The sequence below is a fragment of the Vibrio agarilyticus genome, from assembly GCF_012641465.1.
In the GTDB taxonomy this organism is placed as follows: domain Bacteria; phylum Pseudomonadota; class Gammaproteobacteria; order Enterobacterales; family Vibrionaceae; genus Vibrio; species Vibrio agarilyticus.
Map to the genome: position 1 here is coordinate 1 of NZ_JABAIK010000008.1, position 23,969 is coordinate 23,969.

Sequence of the window (23,969 nt, forward strand, 5' to 3'; positions counted from 1 at the left end):
GGCATGCGCGATATCAACTTTTTTGACTGGGCTATCTCCAGCGCCTCTTTCAGGATTTCGGTTTCCATGGTTTTACGGCCAAGCAGCTGCTCAAGCTGCTTAACTTTCTTTTGAAGCGCTTTATGGTCTGCCGCGCTGACGACTTCGTCACCAGACTGGATTGCAGACATGCCACCATCTTGCATGAGCTTTTTCCACTTAAACAATAGACTCGGGGTTATGCCGTTTTGCCTGGCAACCAATGAAACCGAATAGCCCGGTTGCATGGTCATGGCAACGAACTTGGCTTTCTCTTGCGGAGTATAACGACGGCGACGCTGTTCGCCAGTAAAAATTTCAATACGCTCCATAGGCACTCCTTAAAGATAGGTCTAAGCCTATCGCTTAACTAATGAGTGTCCGTTTTAATTGGGGGCTATTACATCTGAGCATAGGCAGACTATGTGATGAGGTTTGCGACAGTCAGCCAACAACGCTGCAACGTAAAGTGGGGCGGGTATAAGTAACCTTAACTATGCCTTGAAAGAAGTGAGGGATGATTTAATAAAGTGTCGATTTGAGGGTAATGTTCCTCACGGATACCCGCTCTATTACCATAGCGTGGCGTTTGTCTGTCATTTTCTCTTGGAAATTGCCAGCCCAAAGTACTTTCAATAAAGCACTGAGCAAATGATGGTGACACATCTAGGCACCCCGCGAGAACCGTGTCAACGTAGCTTTGCAGTACGGGGGTGGCCTGAGAAGGCGGCAAATGTTGCGCTTTGAGGTAGACCCAAATCGACGCTGTGCGGTCAAACGGCATTTGCGAGCAAATTTGATGGTTTAGTAATTCAACGCGATGATACCCGCGTTCGCGCGCATCAAATTGCGCCAGTGCGCTCGACGAAATTTCGAGTAACACGCCGTTAATCTTTCCTTCGCCGCGCGCTGCGATAAGAGGTGAGTGGTGATAGGCACTTTCAACTTGGCCCCAGTAGCGTAACAGCCCCGATGCGATGGCGGGAATCGCGCGACCTGTCTCTCCGGTGCGAGCCCGCGAAGCGGCGTTAATTAAGCTTCCGTAACCAAAAATGTAGTGCATTGATGCTCTCCTGATGGAATGATTTTAGGGCTCCCAAGCGGCCCACGCACGCGCGCCAGCAACGGCACGCTGCCATCCCTGGTAACGACGTTGACGCTTGCTTTCGTCACCATCGGGTGAAAAACGTCGCTCTATCGCCGCTTTGCCTTTTAGCTCATCTAAATCGCGCCAAAACCCAACCGCGAGACCGGCAAGATAGGCCGCGCCCAGAGCGGTGACCTCTACCACATGGGGCCGTAGCACCTGACAGTTAAGTACGTCAGATTGAAATTGCATGAGAAAATCATTTGCTACCGCGCCACCGTCGACTCGAAGTTCACACAATGAGGTGCTAGCGTCAGCTTGCATCGCATCTAAAACGTCCCGCGTTTGATAAGCAATACTTTCAAGCGTAGCTCGAACGATGTGATTGGCCCCCACTCCGCGCGTTAAACCTATGATGGTGCCGCGAGCGTGAGGATCCCAATAGGGCGCGCCGAGTCCAGTAAAGGCAGGCACCACATAAACCCCGTTAGCGGAACTGACTTGCTCGGCAAGTTCTTGCGATTGTGCTGCGCTGTCGATGAGTTTCATTTCATCACGCAGCCACTGCACTGCCGCGCCTCCCATAAAAACGGCGCCTTCTAACGCGTAACATGGCTGACCTTTAGCATCGCACGCTAGAGTGGTCAGCAGACCGTGCTGAGAGGTGACTTTCTCTTGGCCGGTGTTCATTAGCAAGAAGCAGCCGGTTCCATAGGTGTTTTTAGCGTCACCCGGTGCGACACAAAGCTGGCCAAACAGTGCCGCTTGCTGATCTCCAGCAATCCCCGCAATCGGAATCCCCGCATCAGTTTGGCCTGCCATATCGGCATAACCATAAATCTCCGACGAAGATTTCACCTCTGGCAACATGCTTTTGGGAATATCAAGTGCCTTGAGCAGAGTGTCATCCCAAGTCAGTGTATTAATATTAAACAGCATGGTGCGCGATGCGTTGGTATGATCGGTCACATGGACGCGGCCATGCGTTAACTTCCAAACTAGCCAAGTATCCACAGTGCCAAACAGCAACTTACCTTGGTTAGCCAGCGCTCGAGCCTCAGGCACTTCATCTAAGATCCATTTGATTTTGGTGGCGGAAAAATAAGGGTCTAACACCAACCCCGTTGCTTGTTGAATGTAGCGTTCAAGTCCTTGCTCACGCAGCGCATCACAAATAGACGCGGTGCGGCGGCATTGCCAAACAATGGCGTTATAAATTGGCCTACCGGTCTCCTTGTTCCAGACAATAGTCGTTTCTCGTTGATTGGTGATGCCAAGTGCGACGATCTGCTCCAGTCCGATCCCAGATTGACCGAGCGCTTCGACCATAGTGGCGGTTTGTGTTGCATAGATCTCAAGAGGGTCATGCTCAACCCAACCCGCTTTGGGGTAAATTTGGTGAAATTCACGTTGTGCAGACGCCACAATGTTGGCGTCATGATCCAAAATAAGCGCTCGTGAGCTGGTGGTGCCTTGATCGAGTGCGATGATGTATTGGTTGTCTGTGGAAGATGAAAAAGCGGAGGTTTGCGCCATGAGAATTGAACATAGTAGTAAAGATAAAAAGAGCATAACGCGAATTACGTGCGAGCTAAACCTCACTCTGTCGTTTGGCGAGTAAAATGTGACATTTCGACGCGGCTGCGGCTTTGCTTTCGCCATGAAAAAACGCCGCGAGTGCGGCGTTTTATTCACGTAAAGTTGCGGTGGTGCTCGTGGGCGTTGACACGCTTCATAACATCGCCAACATTTTGTTTATTGCCCTCGACTGGCACCGTTACGTGGTTTGGGTATCAATGAGAATCTTAGTTGTTTTTGTGTAGTTCGGCGTTAAGCTCAACCGCACTCTTGTTGGCCAGACACTCGATTTGACCTGTGACCGAGTTACGACGGAAGAGCAGATCCGATACGCCAGCCAGATCGCGCGCTTTAACCATTTCCACTTCCGCGCCCGACGCATCGAGCATGCGCACTTTAGAGCCAGCCGTAACATACAAGCCCGATTCGATGGTGCAGCGATCGCCCAGAGGGAAACCCAGCCCTGCGTTTGCGCCAAGCAATGAGTTTTCACCAATTGATACGACCACTTTACCGCCACCAGACAAGGTGCCCATGATAGACGCGCCGCCACCGATATCTGAGCCATTGCCGACAACAACGCCAGCAGAAATGCGGCCTTCAACCATGCTGACCCCAGTGGTTCCTGCATTGAAGTTAATGAAACCTTCGTGCATTACCGTGGTGCCTTCACCGACGTGAGCGCCAAGACGAACGCGTGAGGTATCAGCAATGCGTACGCCAGCGGGAACAACGTAATCAACCATTTTCGGAAACTTATCAACACAATCGACGCTGATAACTCGTCCAGCAAGACGCGCTTCAATTTGACGCTCAGCCAGCTCTGGTAGGTCAATCGGACCTTCGTTGGTCCAAGCGATGTTATGCAGCAGCCCAAAAATACCGTCCAGCACAGTGCCGTGAGGTTTCACCAAACGGTTTGAAATGAGCTGTAATTTAAGAAAACCTTCGGCAACCGACTGAGGCTGCTCATCGCTGGCTAAAATGACCACCACAAGCGGCTGACTCGATTGCGCTGCTTTGGCGGCAAATGCTGCATTAGCTGCATCACCGTGCGCTTCAAGTAATGAGGCCAATTGCGCGCTCTGTTGAGCCGAGACTTCAATCGCCTGATTACCTTGCTCGTAGTTGACAACCGGGGTAATCGCCGCAATAAGTTCATCACTTGGGTTTAATTGAGGGTGAGGAAAAAACGCTTCGATGATTTTACCGTCACGATTTTTGGTAGCAGTGCCAAAAGCAAAAGAAAAGAAGGCCATTGAATATCTCCAAATTGTTTGGGTTGTGTGGGTGCCGTTTCGGTGATGCAAAAATTTTCCGCGAATGGTTTGGGTATTAATGTTGAGCTGCATCGCTGTGGCGACGGCGTCACCTTATTGGCATTCAGGACTGAAACCCTGAGTGTCGCATTGATGAGCTATCTTATACATACCGTTATGCTTGTGAAAAGGCGCGCAAGGGAGGTGGTCGAATTGCGAGTATTGGTTGTCTTTTCGGCGACACTTTTGTCTCAAAATGGGTAATGACTGCGTGCCGCCGAAAAAAACGATTCAGCCAAGGCGCGATTATGCCGCGTCTTGCTCTTCGTCTTCGTCAGCGTTTTTTACCGCTTTAGGCTTCTTTGGCGTTGGTTTGCGTTTTGCGCCAAGGGCGTATAGAAGCTCTTCTTTGTTTTGCGCTAGGAACATTGCTAAGTCTTCTTGTTGCGCATCATCGGTGAGCATTTCACTTTTACCTAAAAGATCGTATAGCTCATCTGCAACATCGAGCATTTTGTCATACGCGTCAGCGTCGGCTTTAGAGGTAAAAGTCATCTTTTCTTCTCCGTTGCGTTCTACCACGTACTTGACGATTACAGCCATGGTTCATCCTCTATTTTTTCGGTCGATACGATGGAATACGTCGCGCAAACTACGCGAGTACAATTACTGTGCGTTTATACAGCCTTTACCAGTTAAAGTCCAGCGCGCCTGCTAAAGGTGTGATGGCGTCGAGGCGCGAGCAAAGTCAATAAATTGCAGCATCATTTTACTGCGATACTTGTCTTTGCGCACTGCAAGCCATAATGGTCTTGCTTCCTTTAATGGGATTGGCAGTGCGACCACATCGTTGGCTTTTATCGCCTGCTTTGCTGCATGTAACGACAAACAAGCAAGGCCGAGTCCTGCGCTTACACTGGTTATAATACTGGCGCTGGAATTCAACGCCAATGAGGTTTGCCAGGCGGTGAATTGGGTTGCAACATGGTTGAAAAAATAATCGCGCGAACCTGACCCAGGTTCACGAATAAGCCAAGACTGATGGTTGAGATCCGCCCAAGTGAGCGCCGGTTTTGCGCTCAATGGGTGATGCGTTGCTGCAACAATGACCATGGTGTCACTACCAAAAGGCAGAAAGTCTAATGTGTCGTTGTTGGGAATGGACTCAATAAACCCGATGTCCAGCTCAAAGGCACTAAGTTTGTCGCAGACACAACGACTATTCGCAATCAATAGGCTCTGCTGTTGATGCGCCGTCGTTTGGCGAAAACGTTGCAGTAGGGGAGGGAGTAAATAATTGCCAATTGTATCACTTGCGCCCAATCGAAGCGTGTCGAATGCACTATCCTCTTGGGTAAACAGATCGGCTATTTCTGCGCTGCGGTGGATCAGTTCATCGGCGTAAGGCAGTAGCGCGTGACCTGCTTGATTCAGTCGCAGGCGATGGTTAACCCGATCAAAGAGCGGTTGCCCCAATTGTTTTTCCAATTCAGCCAAGCTCATGCTCAAGGCCGCTTTTGAGATAAACAGTGCGTCGGCGGCAGCGGTTAATGTGCCGTGCTGAGTAATAGCAACAAAGGTGCGCAATTGTTTTAATGTTAAAGGCATGAGCAACAAGTTCAATGGCAGTGAGCGCTCAAGCATAAACTGACTACCAACGAAAGGCGAATAAATGTTTAGTTTTGCTTAACGTATGTCGTAAATGATTGAATTTAACTGAACGCGATGTCGGCATAAGATGGCTCTCTAACGGAAATGCTGGCAAGAGTGGGTAACACTATGATTCAACGGGTTACAAAACGGTTTAAAAATGCACCAACCCCAATGGCAGGTTTGGCCTTAGGCATCGCAAGTCTCGGCTGGAGTTGGGAAAATGTGGCGCCTTTAGGGCATTGGGGTCAATGGTTAGCGGCTGCGATTGCTTCGGTGCTATTGGTGATTTTGGCGGTAAAGTTTCTCTTTCATGGTCACCTGTTACGTCAAGATTTGGCGCACCCCGTGGTTGGCAGCGTGGTGCCAACCTTTGCGATGGCGACCATGGTGGTCTCAAACAGTCTTGGTCAGTTTTTTCAACTTGCGGGCGATGCATTGTGGCTGTTTGCGGTCGCTCTCCATGTGGTTTTTTTGATCAGTTTTATCTATCACCGCCTGCGCGATTTTGAACTTCACCATATGGTGCCGAGCTGGTTTGTGCCACCTGTTGGCATTATTGTTGCGGATGTCTCTTTTTCTGGCAGCCCCGCACTGGAGCCGATTGCCTACGTTGCGCTTGTGTTTGGTATGTGCGCCTACGCGATTATGTTGCCTCTGATGATTTATCGTCTAATTTTCACTCATGAAGTGCCCGACGCGGCTAAACCAACGCTTGCTATCTTGGCCGCGCCAGCCAGCCTGTCTCTTGCTGGTTATTTGACCGTAACGGCAACGCCATCGCCCATCATAGTGGCACTGCTATTTGGTATTGCTGTGCTAATGACCAGCATCATCTATGTGTCGTTTTTTCGCTTACTACGGCTGCCGTTCAGTCCAGGTTATGCCGCCTTTACGTTTCCAATTGTGATAAGCGCGACCGCGTTGTTTAAACTTGAGATCTGGATGCAATCTCGTGGGCTGGAAGCGCAGTACACCGAGCAAATTCATTGGCTGGCGACCGCTGAACTGTGGGTTGCTACTCTTGTTGTCACTTACGTCGCGTTGGCGTATTTTTATCATCTGCTCTGGGTTCCACGTCAGATCCAATAAGCAACATGGCGAAATAAATCATGAATCAACGCATCGCCAATGAGAGCCAACACATTCCAACGCCACTGGCAGGATTGGCGCTTGGCATTGCCAGTTTAGGCGTCAATTGGAGTAGCGTTCTCTCATCGGGGCATGGGTATCTGTGGAGCTCGGCAATCATCGCCTCATTATTACTGCTTGTCGTGGCGTTGAAGTACGCGCTCAATCCTCATCAGCTGATCAAAGATGTAGCGCACCCCATTTTAGGCAGTGTGTTACCGACATTTTCGATGACCTTGATGCTCGTTTCTATCAGCGTGAGAATGCTTTCATGGTCATTCGGTGAAACGCTGTGGCTAGTTGCGGTTGCTTTGCATCTCTTATTGTTGCTGGGGTTTGGCTATTTTCGGCTGCGTTACGTGGGACAAGAGCCAGTCAGCCCGAGTTGGTTCATTCCACCGGTTGGCATTTTAGTTGCGGTCCTCTCTTTTTCTGGTAACCCAGCGCTGTTGCCCATCGCTTGGGGCGTTTTAATATTGGGCATGGTTGCTTGCGTTATCATGCTGCCGCTAATTTTGTTTCAATTAATCATCAGTCAAGGCATGCCTGACGCCGTCAAACCCAATATTGCCATTTTGGCGGCGCCAGCCAGCTTGTGTTTGGCTGGGTATTTAGTCTTGGTTGCGATACCGTCGCCGTTGATCATTGCCCTGTTTTTAGGCATGGCCTTGTTGATGACGGCCATTGTCTACATCGCTTTTTTCCAACTGTTACGCTTGCCACTGAGCCCCAGTTACGCCTCTTATACATTCCCGATTGTGATCAGCGCCACTGCGCTGTTGAAGCTAAAGGACTGGCTACAATCTCACGCCGATATGACGCAATATAGCGAGCCGATACAGGCAATTGCGATGATACAACTTTGGATAGCCACGATTGTGGTTTTGTATGTTGTGATTCGATTGGGGCGTTATGGTTTGCGTTCTTTGCGATAAGATATATATAAAGCCCCTATCAATGAGTTGAGCGGCGAACTGTGCGACAAGGGCGTGGTATTCGGTATGGCTATTTAGGGTTGCTGACGCGTTGGTGCTAACATGATTTCACGCACGCAAACTCCCTGAGGCTGGTTGTACGCGTAGTCAACGGCGCGCGCAATATCATCTGCGACTAGCACGCCGCCCATATCTTCTTTCCAACTCTCGTAGCCCGCTTTAATTTCATTTGACGAGGTGTGCGACAGCAATTCAGTTTCTACCGCGCCTGGCGCGATGGTGGTTACCCGTACATCAAAAGCCGCGACTTCTTCGCGCACGTTTTCCGAGATGGCGTGCACCGCAAATTTAGTTCCACAATATGCGGCATGATTGGGAAAGGTTTTTCGGCCTGCGACCGAGCTGATATTAATAATGGTGCCGCAGCGTCGTTGTTTCATTGGCGCTAGTACGGCTTGCATGCCATTCATTAGACCAATCACATTGACATCAAACATCTGCTGCCATTCTGCCGGATTTTGTACATCGAGTTGACCTAAAAGCATTACGCCGGCGTTGTTGACAATGCAATCTGTCGGACCAAACTGCGCTTCTGCTTTGGCAATCGCGGCTTCAAACGATGTTTTATCTAACACATCCACTTGCTCACACAGCGTGTCTGGCAACTGCAGGGCTTGCAAACGGTCTAATCGTCGGGCGACTAATAATAAGGGATGACCTGCAGCGCTAAAACGACGAGCAATCGCTTCGCCAATACCAGAACTTGCACCTGTAATCACAATCAGCTTTTTCATCTTTGTCTCCAATCCAGTTAACGACCGACGCCATATTCCAGAGATAGGCTTATCCAGAGTGTAGTTAAGGACAATATGGCAACGTCACCAAACTGACAGAGCACCGAAAGTGTCTCGTTCTTATGTTTGTATCAAATTAGCGTTATGAAAGGCGTGATGTTTGAAGGCTTTGCTCGCTTGTCGCCTAGCTGCAACTCCAAGTTGTTTGGGTATATCTGACATTAAAGTATTTTGAGTTGAATAAATCTGGGGTGAATAATCGAGATACCCATATTTTTACTGCGGTAATATTTAATTAAAACAGATATTACGATTGCTTTTATTGGTCATTTTATCGGCTGCCATTCACAAAAATGAATATGTGTAATGGTACTGATATATCATTTTGATAGGCTTATCAGAAATCAATATGCAACAGAGGTTAATTGGTGCGTAAATAATGAATTTTTTGGGATGGTGTAGTGCATTAATAATGTTGTCATTCAATGCATTGGCGGTAGAGAGTAATAAAGAAATTGCTTCTTGCACTTTGGTCGAGAACGAATTAGCACGATTGAGTTGTTATGATGCGATGGCACAAGGATATCAAAGTAATGTTGTGCCTAAAAAAGTGTTTGAATCCCAACGCACTGGAAAATGGACAATTTCAGAAAAGATTAATCCAATTGATGATACGAAATCAGTGACTTTAAAGCTTGATACAATATCTCACCAAGATCCTTGGCATCGACGTGTTAATTTTGTGGCACGTTGTTTGGGTAATAAAACAGAAGCCTATATTATGTGGCGAACTTATTTGGGTGTTGAAAATAGTGTATTGACCCGAATTGGCACAGAGCCAGCGATGCGAACGCAGTGGCGTCAGTCAAGCGATCATCGGGCTACCTACCATACCCAGCCCATATCATTTCTAAAACACATTGCAAAATCGAATCGTTTGGTTGCCCAAATAACCCCTTACAATAAAGATCCTATCACTGCGATATTTGACACTTCCGGTCTAAATCATGCACTCACCACTCTGCGAGAAAGTTGCCGTTGGTAAAGGACTCGCGTCATATTTGAAGCAGTTTGGTTGGGCCGTAAATCGGGCTGTGATAGGCTTAGCACAGTTGCCGTTATCTTGTTAAAAGCGCAGGGCCTGCCGTGTTTACAGTTTATCACTCCAATCAAGTCGAATTATTAACCTCGGTGCTGGTCGCACTGATTCAACGGGCGCCGCTGGATAACCCGTTTGAGTCGGAACAAATATTGGTACAAAGCCCCGGCATGTCGCAGTGGCTGAAAATGGCTTTGGCCAAAGAGCTTGGCGTTGCGGCAAATCTGAACTTCCCCTTACCTGCAACATTTATCTGGCAAATGTTTGTTGAAGTATTGCCAGAGGTTCCGGTTCGAAGTGCATTTAATAAAGAGGCGATGACTTGGAAGTTGATGCAGTTATTGCCAGAGAAATGCGATGATGACGCTTTTGCTTCGCTCACACGTTATTTGGATGACGACATCGATGGTACCAAACGATATCAGTTGGCTGAAAAAATCGCCGACATTTATGATGGCTATTTGGTTTACCGCCCGGAATGGATTGCGGCTTGGGAGCGCAATGAAACGGTGGCAGAGCTCGAAGATGAGCACCCTTGGCAGCCTATTTTATGGCGCGAACTGACCGATGCCACCGCAAATTTGAATCAATCGCGCTACCATCGCGCCAACTTATACCAAGACTTCATTGACGCCTTAGCTCAGCCCAATGTGGATTTAACTCGATTGCCAAAACGGCTTTTTGTGTTTGGTATTACCTCTCTTCCCCCGCGCTATATGGACGCATTGCGCGCGTTAGGTCAGCACATTGATGTGCATCTAATGTTTACCAACCCCTGCCGCTACTACTGGGGTGAAGTGCGCGATAGAAAATTTTTGGCCCGTCTGGCGGCGCGCCATCGTCAGCAGCTTGCACTGCGTGAACGTGAGGCGATACTGACCGGAGATGTTGCTCAGTTAAAACCGTCGCTGGCAGTGAGCGAGGTATTAGAAAGCCACATGACCGGCAACAGTCTGCTGGCGTCAATGGGCAAATTGGGTCGAGATAATCTGTTTTTGCTCGCACAGGCAGAGTCGAATGAAATTGATGCGTTTGTCGAGATCCCGCGCGACAATTTATTGCATCACTTACAAGCCGATATTTTGGATTTAGAGGAGCATCAAGACGATACGCAATTGCTATCGAGCGCTCATAAGCCGATGATTTCGCCAGTCGATAGCTCTCTTACCGTGCATGTTTGTCACAGCGCGATGCGAGAGGTTGAAGTGCTTCACGACCAATTGCTGGCCCGTTTTGATGCCGACCCAAACCTGAAACCGCGTGACATTATTGTGATGGTGGCTGACATCAATGCTTACAGCCCTGCGATCCAAGCAGTGTTTGGTAATGCGCCGGGTGAGCGTTATATTCCGTTTTCGATCTCTGACCGTACCGCCACCCAAGAAAGCCCCATTTTGGCGGCGTTTTTACAACTTTTAGCCTTACCGACCACACGCTGCTTAGCCTCCGAGTTGCTTGAGCTACTTGAAACTCCGGCGATTTTGCGTCGATTTGGAATGGATCAAAATGAATTTAATCAAGCTAAGCAGTGGGTGGAACTATCGGGTGTACGTTGGGGGCTAGATAGCCAAACGGCGAGCGAGTTCTCATTGCCCAGTGGCGAGCAAAATACTTGGCAGTTTGGCATCTCTCGCATGCTGTTAGGGTATGCCATGGTGCCGGAAGCCGGTTTGTTTGCAACGGCGCAGGGGGACATTGCGCCGTTTAATGATGTGCAAGGGTTAAGTGCCGAATTAGCAGGCAAATTGGCTCACTATATTGAAACCATTGCGCATTATCGTAAGCTTCTAGTCCAGACTCACAGCGCTGAGCTATGGCAGCAGCATTTGAGCGCGCTGCTCGAGGACTGCTTTAGCGTGGAACTGGAAGGGGAAATGGCGCTGAAAAGCATTCGCGATACCCTAGGCCAGTTGGCGCAACAAGTGCGAGAGTCCGCGCTGAGCGATCATTTTGATGCGATGCTCTCTCCTGCCGTCGTCAGCTTGTATCTCAACAATAAACTTTCTGGCACTCGCGTCAGTCAGCGTTTTTTGGCGGGCCAAGTCAACTTTTGCACCTTGATGCCCATGCGCTCGATACCGTTTCACACCGTGTGCCTGCTCGGCATGAACGATGGCGTTTACCCTCGTTCGATGCCACCGGAAGGGTTTGATTTAATGAATGGCCGAGGGAAACCGGGCGACCGCTCACGTCGTGACGATGACCGTTATCTCTTTTTAGAAGCGTTACTATCGGCGCAGCAGGCACTGTATATCAGTTATGTTGGCCGCTCGATTCAAGACAATAGCACCAAAGTTCCCTCAGTGCTGGTGGCAGAGTTGCTCGAGTATTGTCAGCAAAATTATGCCTTACAAGGCGATGAAGCGTTAAGTGTGGACGAGTCCGGCACTCGCTTGGTGCGAGCATTAACTCAGTATCACGCAATGGTGCCGTTTGCGCCGAGCGCTTTTGGTGAAGAACGTCGTGATGGTTTAAACCACAATGCTCAAAGCTACGCAAAAGAGTGGTTACCCGCGGTGAATCGTCAAGGGGTAGCCAGTGGCGCGTTCAATCGAGCGTTAACCCCATACCTTGAAGGCGCCGTCACACCGCTGCTGCTCGACTGGGTTGAATTACAGCGCTTTTGGCGCTTACCGGTGCAGTACTTCTTTAATCGCCGTTTGAAAGTGGTGTTTGAGCCGCCGTTACCTGTGGCTGAAGATGATGAGCCGTTTGTACTCAGTGGCCTTGACAGTTACCAGATGCGCGATGCCTTGCTGGAAACCAAACTTGCGGCATTGCTCAAGAGCCCAGCGCAGGCAGACGCCGCAGCCGGATTATTTAAAGCGCAGCAACGAGCGGAAGGTAAATTGCCAGTTGGCGCTTTTGGCGAGATTGAATTTGATGCCAATCGTGCGCAAATTGATGCGCTGCTTGAGCGTTTGCATTTTGTCACTCAAGCGCCACGCGATGATATTGAAATCAATTTAAGTTTGTCCCTTGAGACTGAGACTGAGACTAAGATTGAGACTGAGACTTCCGTTCAGTTGCAGGGCTGGCTGACGCAATATTATCAGGCAGGATTGATTCGTTATCGCTCTGGACGACTCCGTGCGCAAGATCAATTGAGCGCTTGGCTTGATCATTTGGCGATGAACGCAGCAGGATTTGCCAGCCCCACTCATATGATTGGATACGACCGTAAAAAAGGCGTTGTCCATTGGGTTTACCCACCTCTTGCCAGCGCGACAGAGGCGCGCAGTGAGCTGGAACAACTGGTGGCGTTATTTTATCAAGGTATGGACGCGCCATTGGCGTACTTTCCCAGCACGGCCCTCGCCAACGTCGAAGCGGGGATAGGTCGCAGTGGGGTGTGGCAAGATGATGAAGACAAAGCGTTAAAGAAAATGGCCGAGACGTTTAATCCAAGCTATCTCAGTGACGGCGAGGGCAGTAACGTGTATATACAACGCATTTGGCCTAAATGGGATGATGATCTTGCAAAGCAGGTGCGAGCGTTAAGTCAACGCGTGCTTCAAACACCAAGATTATATTGGCAAGATCAAGAAGAGGCGTCACGAGCATAGGAAAGAGTAGGGTGGCCGTCAGGAAATCATTATTATGTGTAGGGTGTTTACTGTACGGCCACAGGGTCAGAGAGACCAAATTCGAGTGACTGGCTTGCCAGTGCATGGCGCGGATATTAGCGTCCACTTTGGCTGTCTGCCGTGAGAAAGATCCCACTTGATGAGTTTATTGTCTTCTGGCTATTCATAATCTCATCATTTTAAACGTTCGATCACACTATCAATATCTTGCTGAGTTGAATTCGACATCAGTTTTGAGAACCACTTAATTACAGCAAAAGGCAATACCGCATGACGCAACCCACCGCGCTCGACACTATGACTTTTCCTCTGCATGGCGCTCGTCTGATTGAAGCCTCTGCGGGAACCGGAAAAACCTTTACTATTGCTGGGCTTTATTTGCGTCTGTTGCTGGGGCACGGCACCGACGCCTCACGTCATGCAGCGCCTCTGACTGTCGAGCAGATCCTAGTGGTGACCTTTACCGAAGCGGCGACGGCGGAGTTGCGTGAGCGGATCCGCGCGCGAATTCATGATGCGCGCTTGGCGTTTGCACGCGGTGTTAGCGACGATCCTGTGCTCAAGCCACTGCTCAGTGAGATAAGCGATCACGCGGATGCGGCGCAGCTGCTGTTGCAAGCCGAGCGGCAAATGGACGAAGCGGCGGTCTATACGATCCACGGTTTTTGTCAGCGCATGCTAACGCAAAACGCGTTTGAATCTGGCGCGCGGTTTAATAATGAATTCATTACCGATGAAGGGCGCTTAAAAGCACAGGTGGTGGCCGATTATTGGCGGCGACAGTTTTATCCGTTGCCACTGGCGCTCGCGGCCGAGGTACGCGCCTTGTGGAGTTCACCAAGTGCACTGCTGGCAAAAATTGGTCCTTATTTGTCAGGATCGCCACTGACGATGACTACGGCCCCGATGCAAGGGGAACTTAGCCAATTGCATCAAGACAATTTAGCCAAAATTGACCAGCTAAAAACGCTATGGCGCAGCGGTGAAAGTGATTATCTATCGCTGATTGAGCAATCTAACATCAACAAACGCAGTTACAGTAAAAAGTCACTCCCCAATTGGCTTGAGGCGGTGAATCGTTGGGCCGAGAGTGAGACGCGAGATTATCATTTTCCTGACGCGTTAACTCGTTTTAGCCAGAGCGCGCTGAATGAGAAAACGCCGTCAGGCGAGGCGCCAGAGCACGCTGCATTTGTGGCGATTGAGCATTTCTTGGCGCAACCGATATCCCTTGAAGCGCCTTTGCTGGCGCACGCTATCAGTCATTGCCGTGACGCGCTGGCTAAAGCCAAAGCGCAAAAGCACTGGTTATCGTTTGATGACTTGCTGAGTCAACTTTCTGCGGCGATTGATCTTGAAAGTGATGGAACGCTGACCAATCGAATTCGAACCTTATATCCGGTTGCGATGATTGATGAATTTCAAGATACCGATCCGTTGCAATACAGCATTTTTAGTCGAATTTATTTGCCCGATCCTCAAAGTGCGTTGTTGATGATTGGCGATCCCAAGCAAGCGATTTATGGTTTTCGTGGCGCAGATATTTTCACTTATATCAAAGCGCGTAATCAAGTGAGTGCTCACTATACCCTTGGCACCAACTGGCGTTCGAGTGATGCTATGGTAGGCGCAGTCAATCAAATATTTGCAACGGCAACCAACCCCTTTATTTACGATAATGACATTCCGTTTTATCCGGTCAACAGCAGCCCCAAAGCGGCCTCACGCTATTGGCGCTCTCATGATGTCGCTCAACCGGCGCTCACCTATTGGTTGGATGAGAGTCTCGACGCGCCCCAAAGTAAATCGGACTATCTCACCCAAATGGCCGAGGCTTGCGCCAGTCAAATTCATTCAATATTAAGCGCGGCCCAGCAAGGTAACGCTCATTTTATCGACGGCGAGACACAGCGTGAGATCAGTGCGGGTGATATTGCCGTGTTAGTACGCACTGGAAGTGAGGGACAACGCATTCAACGGGCGCTATTTGAACAAGGGATCGCCAGTGTTTACCTGTCTAATCGGGACAGTGTGTTTTCCAGTGCGGTCGCACAAGACGTGCAGCGATTACTGCAAGCGGTGTTAACGCCGGAGAATGAGCGCGCACTTCGCGCGTGTCTTGCCAGTGAGCTGTTTGCCTTGGATGCCGCAAGCTTGGACGCGCTCAATAACGATGAGTTGGCGTGGGAAAGCGCTCTGGCTGAAATCAAAGAGTACCGCAAATTGTGGCAACAGCGCGGCGTTTTACCGATGCTGCGCGCGGTGATGAGCAAGCGTCATATTGCGGAACGTTTGCTGGCGAGCGAAGGGGGTGAGCGCGCACTCACTGACTTAATGCACATTGGTGAGTTGCTGCAGCAAGCGAGCAATGAATTAGACAGCGATCACGCGCTATTACGTTGGTTGGCTCAGGCGGTCAGTGATGCTGAGCAAGGCGTAGGAGGCAGTGACGAGCAGATCCAGCGGTTAGAGTCTGAGCGTAATTTGGTGCAAATTGTCACCATCCATAAATCAAAAGGCTTGGAATACGATTTGGTAATGCTGCCATTTGTGATGAGCTATCGCCAAGCGCAAGAAGCCAAATATTACGATGCCACTCAAGATTGCACCTTGCTTGATATCACCGCACCGACAGAGGCCTTAGCGCTGGCCGATAAAGAGCGCTTGGCGGAAGATTTACGCTTGCTCTATGTAGCGTTAACTCGCGCGGTCTATGGCTGTTTTATCGGTACTGCGCCGCTGCGCCTTGGGCGAGCCAAAACAGAGCCAACCGGCGCACACCTTTCTGCCATGGGCTATTTGCTGCAAAATGGCCAAGAAGGCGGCGTTGCGACGTTTTGCCAAGCGATAGCCACTCAGTGCAGTATCAATGCCGCAGGTGCGCACGCTGATGTGATACAAAGTATGCCGCCGACCAATCAGCTCGCTCCTTTTCAAGCGAAAACGGCGCCACATACGCCGCTGGTGGCGGCTGAATTGAGCGCGCGCATCGACCGAAGTTGGCGTATTACCAGCTATTCTGGGCTAGTGAAATCAAGCCATAGTCAAGGTGACTCGCTAACGCCTACGCCTCTGGCACTTGACGGGATCTTAGCTCTTGAGGGTATCGCTAGCGCCAGTTTTGATATCGACGCGTTTAATGCCACTTCGCTAAGCCCTGCGAATCGCGCGATAGAGCAAGAGGCAGAATTACGCCCGTTTGAGACCAATCCGGTAGCCTTTAACGATAACAATAGCGATAACGAAACCCGCGCAATGTTTGATATCGCGCCAGCATCTTCTGGCGCAGAAGAATTGTCTGGCGCTAAAGAGGCGTCTGGTATCACTGAGCCTTCACCTACTATTTTTGATTTTCCACGCGGGGCGACACCCGGCACATTTCTTCACACCCTGTTTGAGCAAATTGAATTTAGCCAATCAGCCAGTGATGAGAGCAATCGCGCCATTATTGACGAGCAGCTCGCGTTGGCGCAGTTTGATCCGCAATGGCAAGGGGTGTTAGCCGCGCAAATTGATACCGTATTGGCCACACCGCTCGATGGGAAATCTTTGCAACTCAATCAATTAACCCCAGCTCAACGCCTCGTCGAGATGGAGTTTTTGCTGCCAGTTGAGGTGTTGCAAGCGGGCGAGTTTAACCGTCTGGCTCAGCGGTTTGATCCGCTGTCAGCACGCGCTGGCGATCTTGGATTTCAAACGGTTCATGGCATGCTCAAAGGGTTTATTGATTTGGTGTTTGAGCATCAAGGGCGGTATTACGTTTTGGACTGGAAATCCAATCACCTTGGTGACAGTGTTGCCGCTTACCATCGCGATGCACTTGAGCAAGCGATGGCCGATCACCGCTATGATTTGCAATACCAACTCTACGCTCTCGCGCTGCATCGGTTTTTACGCAGCCGCTTGCAGGATTATGATTACTCACGTCATTTCGGTGGCGTTTATTATCTATTTTTGCGCGGCATGGATGGCTCGAGCGATCATGGGGTGTTTTACGCCAAACCTAGCGAAACCTTTATTGATCAATTGGATGCATTAATCCAAGGCGATGTATTACCCCCAAGACACACCGATGCGGGACAGATGGAGTTACTATGAGCTCAACCATGTTAGTTGAAAACGTCGACGCAAAGTTTTCATTTCACGCCTTGCTCGCGTCGTTAGCTCGGCAGGGTATGATTCGTCAATTGGACTGGCAATTTGCTCGGTTTATTGAGGCGCAATCGGGTGATGAGCGGCTCGGTTTTATCGCAGGTGTCGTCAGCGCAGAGCTTGGCAAAGGACACATCTGTTTAACCTTGTTTGGCTATGAGGCAAAGGCAATGCCTAACGCAACATCAGTGCATTGTGATTTTGCCAGCAAGCTCGGGCTTTATGGTGATGCGGGTCGAGCGCTCAATCGAGCCTGTCAGGCAATTGACTGGCAAACGGTACTGAGCAACTCGCCGCTGGTGGGGGTGCAATCTCAGGTAGAGCCAGAAGGCGCATTAAGTGCCGATGAGGCGACACACGCAGTCGCGACGCCGCTCATGTTCGATGGCGAGCGGCTTTATCTGCAGCGTTATTGGCATTATGAAGTGACGTTAGCGAATAAACTGAATCAGTTATCTGGCGCGATGTCATTAACTCAAGATCAAATCACCCAACTGCGTCAACGGCTGGACCATTTGTTCGCGCGGCAATATCACTATTTGTGGCAAGCGTTGCAGCGGTTAGACAACAGCAGCGCAAATCAGCGGCAGCAGCTTTGTGGTGATATGCTCGATATTGTCGATGACAGTCAGCTTGATTGGCCGACGATTGACCGCTGTTTGTGTGACGCTTTAACCTTACCAAATGGGGTACGAGCGCTAGAGCAGCTCGACACGCTGGTGCCATTAAGCGCTTGCATCAATTGGCAAAAAGTAGCGGCGGCGGTGGCATTAACTCGCCGCTTTGCGGTGATTTCTGGTGGACCGGGAACGGGAAAAACCACCACAGTGACCAAGCTGCTGGCGGCATTGTTAGAGCTCGACCCTGCAACGCGCCCAACCATAAAGCTCGTTGCGCCCACTGGAAAAGCCGCGGCTCGATTAACCGAATCCATGGGTAAAGCGGTTCACGCTCTGCCCATTGATCCAGACCAAAAAGCGCATATACCAACCGAAGCCAGTACCCTGCATCGATTGCTCGGCGCGATACCGAACAGCGCTGAGTTTCGTCATCATCGGCATAACCCATTGCATTTGGACATTTTGGTGGTCGACGAAGCGTCGATGGTCGATTTGTCACTGATGTACAAACTGGTGGATGCGCTACCACAACATGCGCGGCTGATTTTACTCGGCGATAAAGATCAATTGGCCTCAGTGGAGGCCGGCGCCATACTGGGTGATATCTGTGCATTTCAACGGCAAGGGTACTCGCGCCAACAAGCGGCGATGCTAGCAAAATTAACTGGTTTTGAACCATTGGCCGCGTCGGCTGCGCGCGTGAATATCAGCGCGCCCGTGGCCGACAGTCTGTGCATGCTGCAAAAAAGCTACCGCTTTGATGCGCGCTCAGGAATTGGTCAGCTAGCCAAAGCGATAAATTCAGGCCAAGTGGCGCAATTAGAAACGGTGTGGCGTCTTCAATTTGATGACATCAGCCACGCGCCATTAAACCACGACAGCTACCATGAGATGATTCAAACCCTGGTGGCGCAATATCGCGCCTATCTGCAGCTTGTCCCACACCCATTGAGTCAGTTTGCCTTGGCGAGTCACGATCAAAGCACCCTCGCTGCGCTCTCGAGCGCGCAGCGAAAAGCTGCGATGGAAGAGAAAGCCAAGCAAGCGTTGTCAGCGTTTAATCGCTGTCGCTTATTGTGCGCGTTACGCGAAGGTGACTTTGGCGTGACAGGGTTGAACCATCGCATTGAGCGAGCGCTTGCAGCGCGTCGATTGATCCACACCCAAGAGGAGCTTTGGTACGCTGGCCGGCCCGTCATGGTGACACGTAATGACCACGCGTTGGGGCTGTATAATGGGGATATCGGGATCTGTTTGCTCGATGAAAGCCTTGAGCCGGCTCGGCTGAAAGTGTTTTTTGAACTGCCCAACGGTCAAATTAAAGCCGTGCTCCCCAGTCGCGTGCCTGAGCATGAGACGGCCTATGCAATGACAGTGCACAAGTCGCAAGGCAGCGAATTTGAGTTTACCTTGATGGTGCTGCCGCCCAATATAAGCCCAATTTTAACCCGTGAATTGATTTACACCGGCGTGACTCGCGCTAAGCAGCGTCTTGCGTTGTACGCAGATCTTGCGATATTGAATCGAGGTATCAGCGTAAAAACGGAGCGAGCAAGCGGTTTGATCAGTCGTTTACGTCGCAATTTTTGATTAACTCAAGAAAGACATGATGCTTCGAAAGTGAGCCTTTGTATACAAACGCTCACTTTAATTGCGTATCACTACTCACAGCTGTAATACTATTTGAGCAGATCAAGCGAAAGCGCGCTTGCAACCGTGGTTATCATTTGCTGCGCGCGTACGCTATTGCCATAACTATCAAGCGGAGAAGAATAAGCGGCAATGGCCATTTGGCCGGGCACGACGGCGACAATGCCTCCGCCAACACCACTTTTGGCAGGCAGCCCCACTTGATAAAACCAATCACCTGAGTGGTCGTAAAGCCCTTCCATCGTCATCTGAGCCAGCACGTAGCGAGCGTAACCTGCAGTTAATACGCGCTCTTGAGTGTGAGGATGACGCCCATCTAAAGCCAAACAGGCCCCCATGGTGGCGAGATCGTTACAGCTGATCATCAAAGAGCACTGCTGAGTGTAGACTTTGCACGCCTCCATGGGATCGCAATAACAGTTGCCCGCTGCATAGAGGAGCCAGGCAATCGCACGATTGTGAAAGTTAGTGCTTTGTTCCGATTGATTCAGCGCATCGGATAAGGCGATATCGCGCCCCGCCAAGCGATTAAAATAGTGATGAATGCGCTGCCAACGCTCCGCTTCATCGGTGGCATTGAGTAAACTGACCGTTGCAATTGCGCCAGCATTGACCAAGGGGGTCAAGGGTTTGTCATGATGCTCAGTAAGGGCTTGAATTGAATTAAAGGGCAGTCCGGTTGGCTCTGCACCAATTTTCTCACGCACACTGTCGGGGCCAATGTCGTCTAATAGCAGTGCGAGCGTAAAGATTTTTGATACCGATTCTATGGCAAAGGGCGTGGCGTGATCGCCTGCTTGGTATACCGCCCCTTCGGCGGTCACAAGGCTGATAGCGCATTGTTCACTTGGCACGTTGGCAAGAAACGGAATGTAATCGGCGTTCTGTCCGGTTTGATTTTGATAGTGGTCGTAAAAGGCGCGATCAACCGCTTCTTGGAGTTGTGCGGCGGAAAAAAAAGATGACATTTAAGACTCCTATGCGATGGCGTCACTCTATGGGGAGCTTTCGCGGTCAATAGAGTGACACTTGAACCTAGTTTAAAGAGTCTAGATGCTGCTGACGTATTCAGTGAGACGTTCTAGCTGTGCGTATACAGATCAAGCTGCAAAATTTTTGAGCGACGCTGAAAGTTGTACAGACACTGCTTTGCCATCGGCAGCGATTCAACGCCCGTTTCGTAAAAACCTTGCTCGCGGAACCAGTGGAGTGAGCGTGTGGTGAGAACAAAAATCTTATTGATACCGGCTTGTTTTGAACGATGCGCAAGATGCTCAAGCAATACGCCACCTCGGTTGGCATCGCGATAATCGGGATGAATGGCAACACACGCCATTTCAGCCATTTTTTCTTCGGGGTAAGGGTAGAGTGCCGCGCAACCAATAATAAGCCCATCACGGTCAATAATGGCAAAGCGCTCCACCTCTTGCTCTAACTGCTCTCGAGAGCGGCGAACCAAAATGCCTTGTTCTTCCAGTGGCTGAATTAAATCCAAAATCCCGCCAATATCATCGATGGTGGCTTGGCGTACCTGCTCGGCACTGGCCATTACGACTTGGGTACCAATCCCATCAAAGGAGAACAGCTCTTGAATGAGAGCGCCATCAATTTGATAACTGATAAGATGCGAACGATTGATCCCCGCACGGCAGGCCGAGACAGCGCCGGTCAAAAAGCGTAACGTGCCAGAGCGTGTGTCGCTGCAAGGATCGCTGTCGAGCTGATATTGCTCAATGATCGCTTGGGCTTCGCTGGGAAAGAGTTCAGCAACTGCGTTGCCTTGATGATCGATAACGCCTTGCTCGGAACAAAAACCAATCAGTTTGTTGGCGGAAAGCTTGATGGCCACTTGCGTTGCCACTTCTTCTGACATCAAATTAAAACACTCGCCAGTGACGGAACTTGCAATGGGGCCCAGCAGCACAATGGCGCCTTGGTCGAGGCTGCGATGAATCGCTGCGGTATCGATGCGCCGAATGCGACCGCTATGACAGTAATCCACGCCATCGTCAACACCAATTGGTTGAGCAATCACAAAGTTACCACTAACAATATTCAATTGGGTGCCAGCCATTGGCGTATTGTTGAGGCTCATTGATAATCGTGCGGTGATCGCCAATTGTAGTTGCCCTGCTGCTTGCATAACCAGTGGCAGAGCGTCCTCAGTCGTAACGCGGACTTGTTTATGGTAGGGCGTGGTGACGTGCTGTTTTTCCAATACTCGATTCATTTGTGGACGAGCGCCATACACCAATACGATGCGGATTCCTAAGCTATGAAGTAGCGCAATATCATTGATGATATTGGAAAAATTCTCATGGTCAATCGCTTCGCCGCCCAACATGATCACCATGGTTTTTCCACGATGGCCATTCACATAAGGGGTAGACTGGCGAAATCCTTTCACCAAAGCCGTACTGCGGAATTTCATCATAAACTCCATCTGATGTTTATTTATGTATAAATACTGCCTTTTTATTCACTTGTGAGCAAGTGAAATTTTGTGAGCTTTTGTCCAACTTCTCGGCACTGAGATTGGCCTCTTTTAGGTCGCGTTATAGACTGATAAAAATCTCATCAGGAGTCTTGTTATGGCATTGAGTAGCAACAAGAATAGCGATAACGCAGTGCCGCCTTTAAGGCGCACTCAAAGTGTTGAGCGAGTGCTGATGCTAGTGGCGGCGCTTGGCACTCTTCTGGTGGTGTTTTTGTACGCCGATTTGATTAATCAATGGCTCAAACCTAACCCTAACGACAATGTGCTCATTTATGGTCGTTGGGTGGAACAAGAAGTGGCGCCTTATCAAGCGGATGAATTTCATCTGTCAGAGCAAGGTGTTGTGATGAATGGTCATCGCATTGCGTCTCAATTTGAATTTGATGGCGAGTATTTGCAATATCACGCTGGAGGAGTGCTTCAGCGCTACCAGTTTCTCAGTAAAGATCTCAAAGAAATCAAATTGTTGTCTGATGGTCATTATCGACCTGTTTTTCGCCGCTCCCCTTAACCGCACAAGCTTGTGTTTCCTGTCGCTTTGTGCGCTCATTACGCGAGGCATTTTTTGATTGCGAATCTTGATTGCGAATCTTGAGTGAGTTTGTCATGCTTATGACGCTCAAGCGTCATTAATGCGTTTGGGTATACCCGTCCTACTTGAAGTTGCAGCGACACTCACAAACCTCATCACATAGTTTATCTATGTTCACGAAGTGCTCAGAGGTTTTGTTCGCTGGTCGCCTACCTGCATCTTCAAGTTATTTGGGTATATATCTCACTCAAGGAACAACACGCGTGTTACAACGATTTTTTTCAATTGCCGCATTAACGACGTTAGTGGGGTGCGCTCAGCCAACCGATCGGGCGCAGCAATACCTCGACGGTGAATTTTCTCAACTGCTCAATCCTGTGACTCAAGTTCAATCCAATCAACCGCGAGATTACGGTCAATTTGCTGCCCAAGCGGCGCAGGTGATCGAAAAATCACCGAGTATGGCGACGCGTTATCAGTCGTTATATCAAGCGATTAATGAGTGGGTGCTCCTTAGCGGCGAGCCACAAACACTGAGCCAGTTCGGTATTGAAACGGCGCAGTTAGGCGGCGGCGATAATCAAGGTAATGTGTTATTTACCGGTTATTTTTCACCGGTGATGGAGCTGCGTCATAGCGCTAATGAGGTGTTTAAATATCCGGTCTATCGCAAGCCAGAGTGCAGTGATGACTGCCCAACTCGAGCGGAGATTTATCAAGGCGCGTTGGCAGGGCAAGGTCTTGAACTCGGTTACGCGGCCAACCTCATTGACCCGTTTTTAATGGAAGTTCAAGGCAGTGGCTTTGTTCACTTTGAAGATGACGATACCTTGGAATATTTTGCCTACGGTGGAAAAAACAACAAAGCGTACGTCAGCATTGGTAAAGTACTGATTGAACGGGGATTGGTGTCGCGTGAAAAGATGTCAATGAAAGCGATTAAAGAGTGGGTGCTGGCTAATGACCAAGCTACAGTACAAGAGCTGCTTGAGCAGAACCCGTCGTTTGTCTTTTTTAACCCACAGGCTGACGCGCCAGTAACAGGCACTGCAGGTATTCCACTATTGCCAATGGCGTCTGTGGCTGGCGATCGCTCTATTTTTCCGATGGGAACGCCGATTTTGGCAGAAGTGCCACTATTAAATGCAGATGGCACTTGGAGTGGAACGCATGAGCTGCGCGTGCTGATTGTGCTCGATACGGGTGGCGCGGTGAAAGAGAACCACCTCGACCTTTACCATGGTATGGGAGAGCGCGCCGGTACTGACGCAGGTCACTACAAACATTTTGGCCGCGTGTGGAAATTGTCTCTTTCGGCATTAGAAGAACAGGGAGCCCCTTCTTTGTAATATCAAATATAGGTAGGTAGACATTTACGAA

The 23,969-nt window shown here is 49.8% G+C and carries 16 protein-coding genes and 1 pseudogene; 8 read left to right on the plus strand and 9 right to left on the minus strand.

Translation table 11 applies throughout. The features are described 5' to 3' along the window. The 6 genes and pseudogenes from HGP28_RS09360 to HGP28_RS09385 all read right to left on the minus strand — a co-directional run. Positions 1–350, minus strand: a pseudogene (locus tag HGP28_RS09360) (transposase); the annotation flags it as partial. A 158-nt stretch (positions 351–508) separates the two neighbouring features. Next, entirely contained in the window at positions 509–1,081 is a 573-nt protein-coding gene (locus tag HGP28_RS09365) for a gamma-glutamylcyclotransferase family protein (protein WP_168836197.1), read from the minus strand. Positions 1,082–1,105: 24 nt separating this feature from the next. Further along, positions 1,106–2,641, minus strand: a complete 1,536-nt coding sequence (glpK, locus tag HGP28_RS09370) for a glycerol kinase GlpK (protein ID WP_168836198.1) — start codon at positions 2,639–2,641, stop codon at positions 1,106–1,108. 269 nt (positions 2,642–2,910) lie between these two features. Continuing rightward, positions 2,911–3,942 (minus strand): 2,3,4,5-tetrahydropyridine-2,6-dicarboxylate N-succinyltransferase, encoded by a 1,032-nt coding sequence (gene dapD, locus HGP28_RS09375; protein ID WP_168836199.1) that lies wholly within the window; start codon positions 3,940–3,942, stop codon positions 2,911–2,913. A gap of 306 nt (positions 3,943–4,248) precedes the next feature. Then, on the minus strand, positions 4,249–4,545 hold the full coding sequence (locus HGP28_RS09380) for a YebG family protein (protein ID WP_168836200.1): 297 nt from the start codon (positions 4,543–4,545) through the stop codon (positions 4,249–4,251). 111 nt (positions 4,546–4,656) lie between these two features. Further along, entirely contained in the window at positions 4,657–5,550 is an 894-nt protein-coding gene (locus tag HGP28_RS09385) for a LysR family transcriptional regulator (protein ID WP_168836201.1), read from the minus strand. 171 nt (positions 5,551–5,721) lie between these two features. Here HGP28_RS09385 and HGP28_RS09390 point away from each other — a divergent pair, with 171 nt between their 5' ends. Together HGP28_RS09390 and HGP28_RS09395 are read left to right on the plus strand one after the other, a co-directional pair. Beyond that, positions 5,722–6,684 (plus strand): TDT family transporter, encoded by a 963-nt coding sequence (locus HGP28_RS09390; RefSeq protein WP_168836202.1) that lies wholly within the window; start codon positions 5,722–5,724, stop codon positions 6,682–6,684. Between the two features lie 20 nt (positions 6,685–6,704). Continuing rightward, positions 6,705–7,658, plus strand: coding sequence for a TDT family transporter (locus tag HGP28_RS09395; RefSeq protein WP_168836203.1), 954 nt, complete (start codon positions 6,705–6,707; stop codon positions 7,656–7,658). A gap of 74 nt (positions 7,659–7,732) precedes the next feature. On the opposite strand, the gene HGP28_RS09400 is transcribed toward HGP28_RS09395, so the two are convergent. Continuing rightward, positions 7,733–8,452 carry an SDR family oxidoreductase gene (locus HGP28_RS09400; RefSeq protein WP_168836204.1) on the minus strand — a complete coding sequence of 240 codons (720 nt, stop codon included), beginning with the start codon at positions 8,450–8,452 and terminating at the stop codon, positions 7,733–7,735. A 439-nt stretch (positions 8,453–8,891) separates the two neighbouring features. On the opposite strand from HGP28_RS09400, the gene HGP28_RS09405 reads away from it, so the two are divergent. The 4 genes from HGP28_RS09405 to recD all read left to right on the plus strand — a co-directional run bounded on the left by HGP28_RS09405 (position 8,892) and on the right by recD (position 19,500). Continuing rightward, on the plus strand, positions 8,892–9,497 hold the full coding sequence (locus tag HGP28_RS09405; protein ID WP_168836205.1) for a type VI secretion system-associated protein TagO: 606 nt from the start codon (positions 8,892–8,894) through the stop codon (positions 9,495–9,497). A gap of 101 nt (positions 9,498–9,598) precedes the next feature. After that, positions 9,599–13,117, plus strand: coding sequence for an exodeoxyribonuclease V subunit gamma (recC, locus tag HGP28_RS09410; RefSeq protein ID WP_168836206.1), 3,519 nt, complete (start codon positions 9,599–9,601; stop codon positions 13,115–13,117). A 291-nt stretch (positions 13,118–13,408) separates the two neighbouring features. Then, entirely contained in the window at positions 13,409–17,236 is a 3,828-nt protein-coding gene (gene recB / locus HGP28_RS09415; RefSeq protein WP_168836207.1) for an exodeoxyribonuclease V subunit beta, read from the plus strand. Next, on the plus strand, positions 17,233–19,500 hold the full coding sequence (recD, locus tag HGP28_RS09420; protein WP_246225675.1) for an exodeoxyribonuclease V subunit alpha: 2,268 nt from the start codon (positions 17,233–17,235) through the stop codon (positions 19,498–19,500). The genes recB and recD overlap by 4 nt, the downstream gene beginning before the upstream one ends. A gap of 89 nt (positions 19,501–19,589) precedes the next feature. On the opposite strand, the gene glsA is transcribed toward recD, so the two are convergent. Continuing rightward, positions 19,590–20,528, minus strand: coding sequence for a glutaminase A (glsA, locus tag HGP28_RS09425; RefSeq protein WP_168836208.1), 939 nt, complete (start codon positions 20,526–20,528; stop codon positions 19,590–19,592). Between the two features lie 113 nt (positions 20,529–20,641). After that, positions 20,642–21,991 (minus strand): amino-acid N-acetyltransferase, encoded by a 1,350-nt coding sequence (gene argA / locus HGP28_RS09430; protein WP_168836378.1) that lies wholly within the window; start codon positions 21,989–21,991, stop codon positions 20,642–20,644. A 160-nt stretch (positions 21,992–22,151) separates the two neighbouring features. Here argA and HGP28_RS09435 point away from each other — a divergent pair, with 160 nt between their 5' ends. Beyond that, positions 22,152–22,568 carry a DUF2850 domain-containing protein gene (locus HGP28_RS09435; protein ID WP_168836209.1) on the plus strand — a complete coding sequence of 139 codons (417 nt, stop codon included), beginning with the start codon at positions 22,152–22,154 and terminating at the stop codon, positions 22,566–22,568. Positions 22,569–22,852: 284 nt separating this feature from the next. Next, positions 22,853–23,938: a murein transglycosylase A gene (gene mltA, locus HGP28_RS09440; protein WP_168836210.1), complete on the plus strand. Its 1,086-nt coding sequence runs from the start codon at positions 22,853–22,855 to the stop codon at positions 23,936–23,938. Positions 23,939–23,969 lie beyond the last annotated feature (31 nt).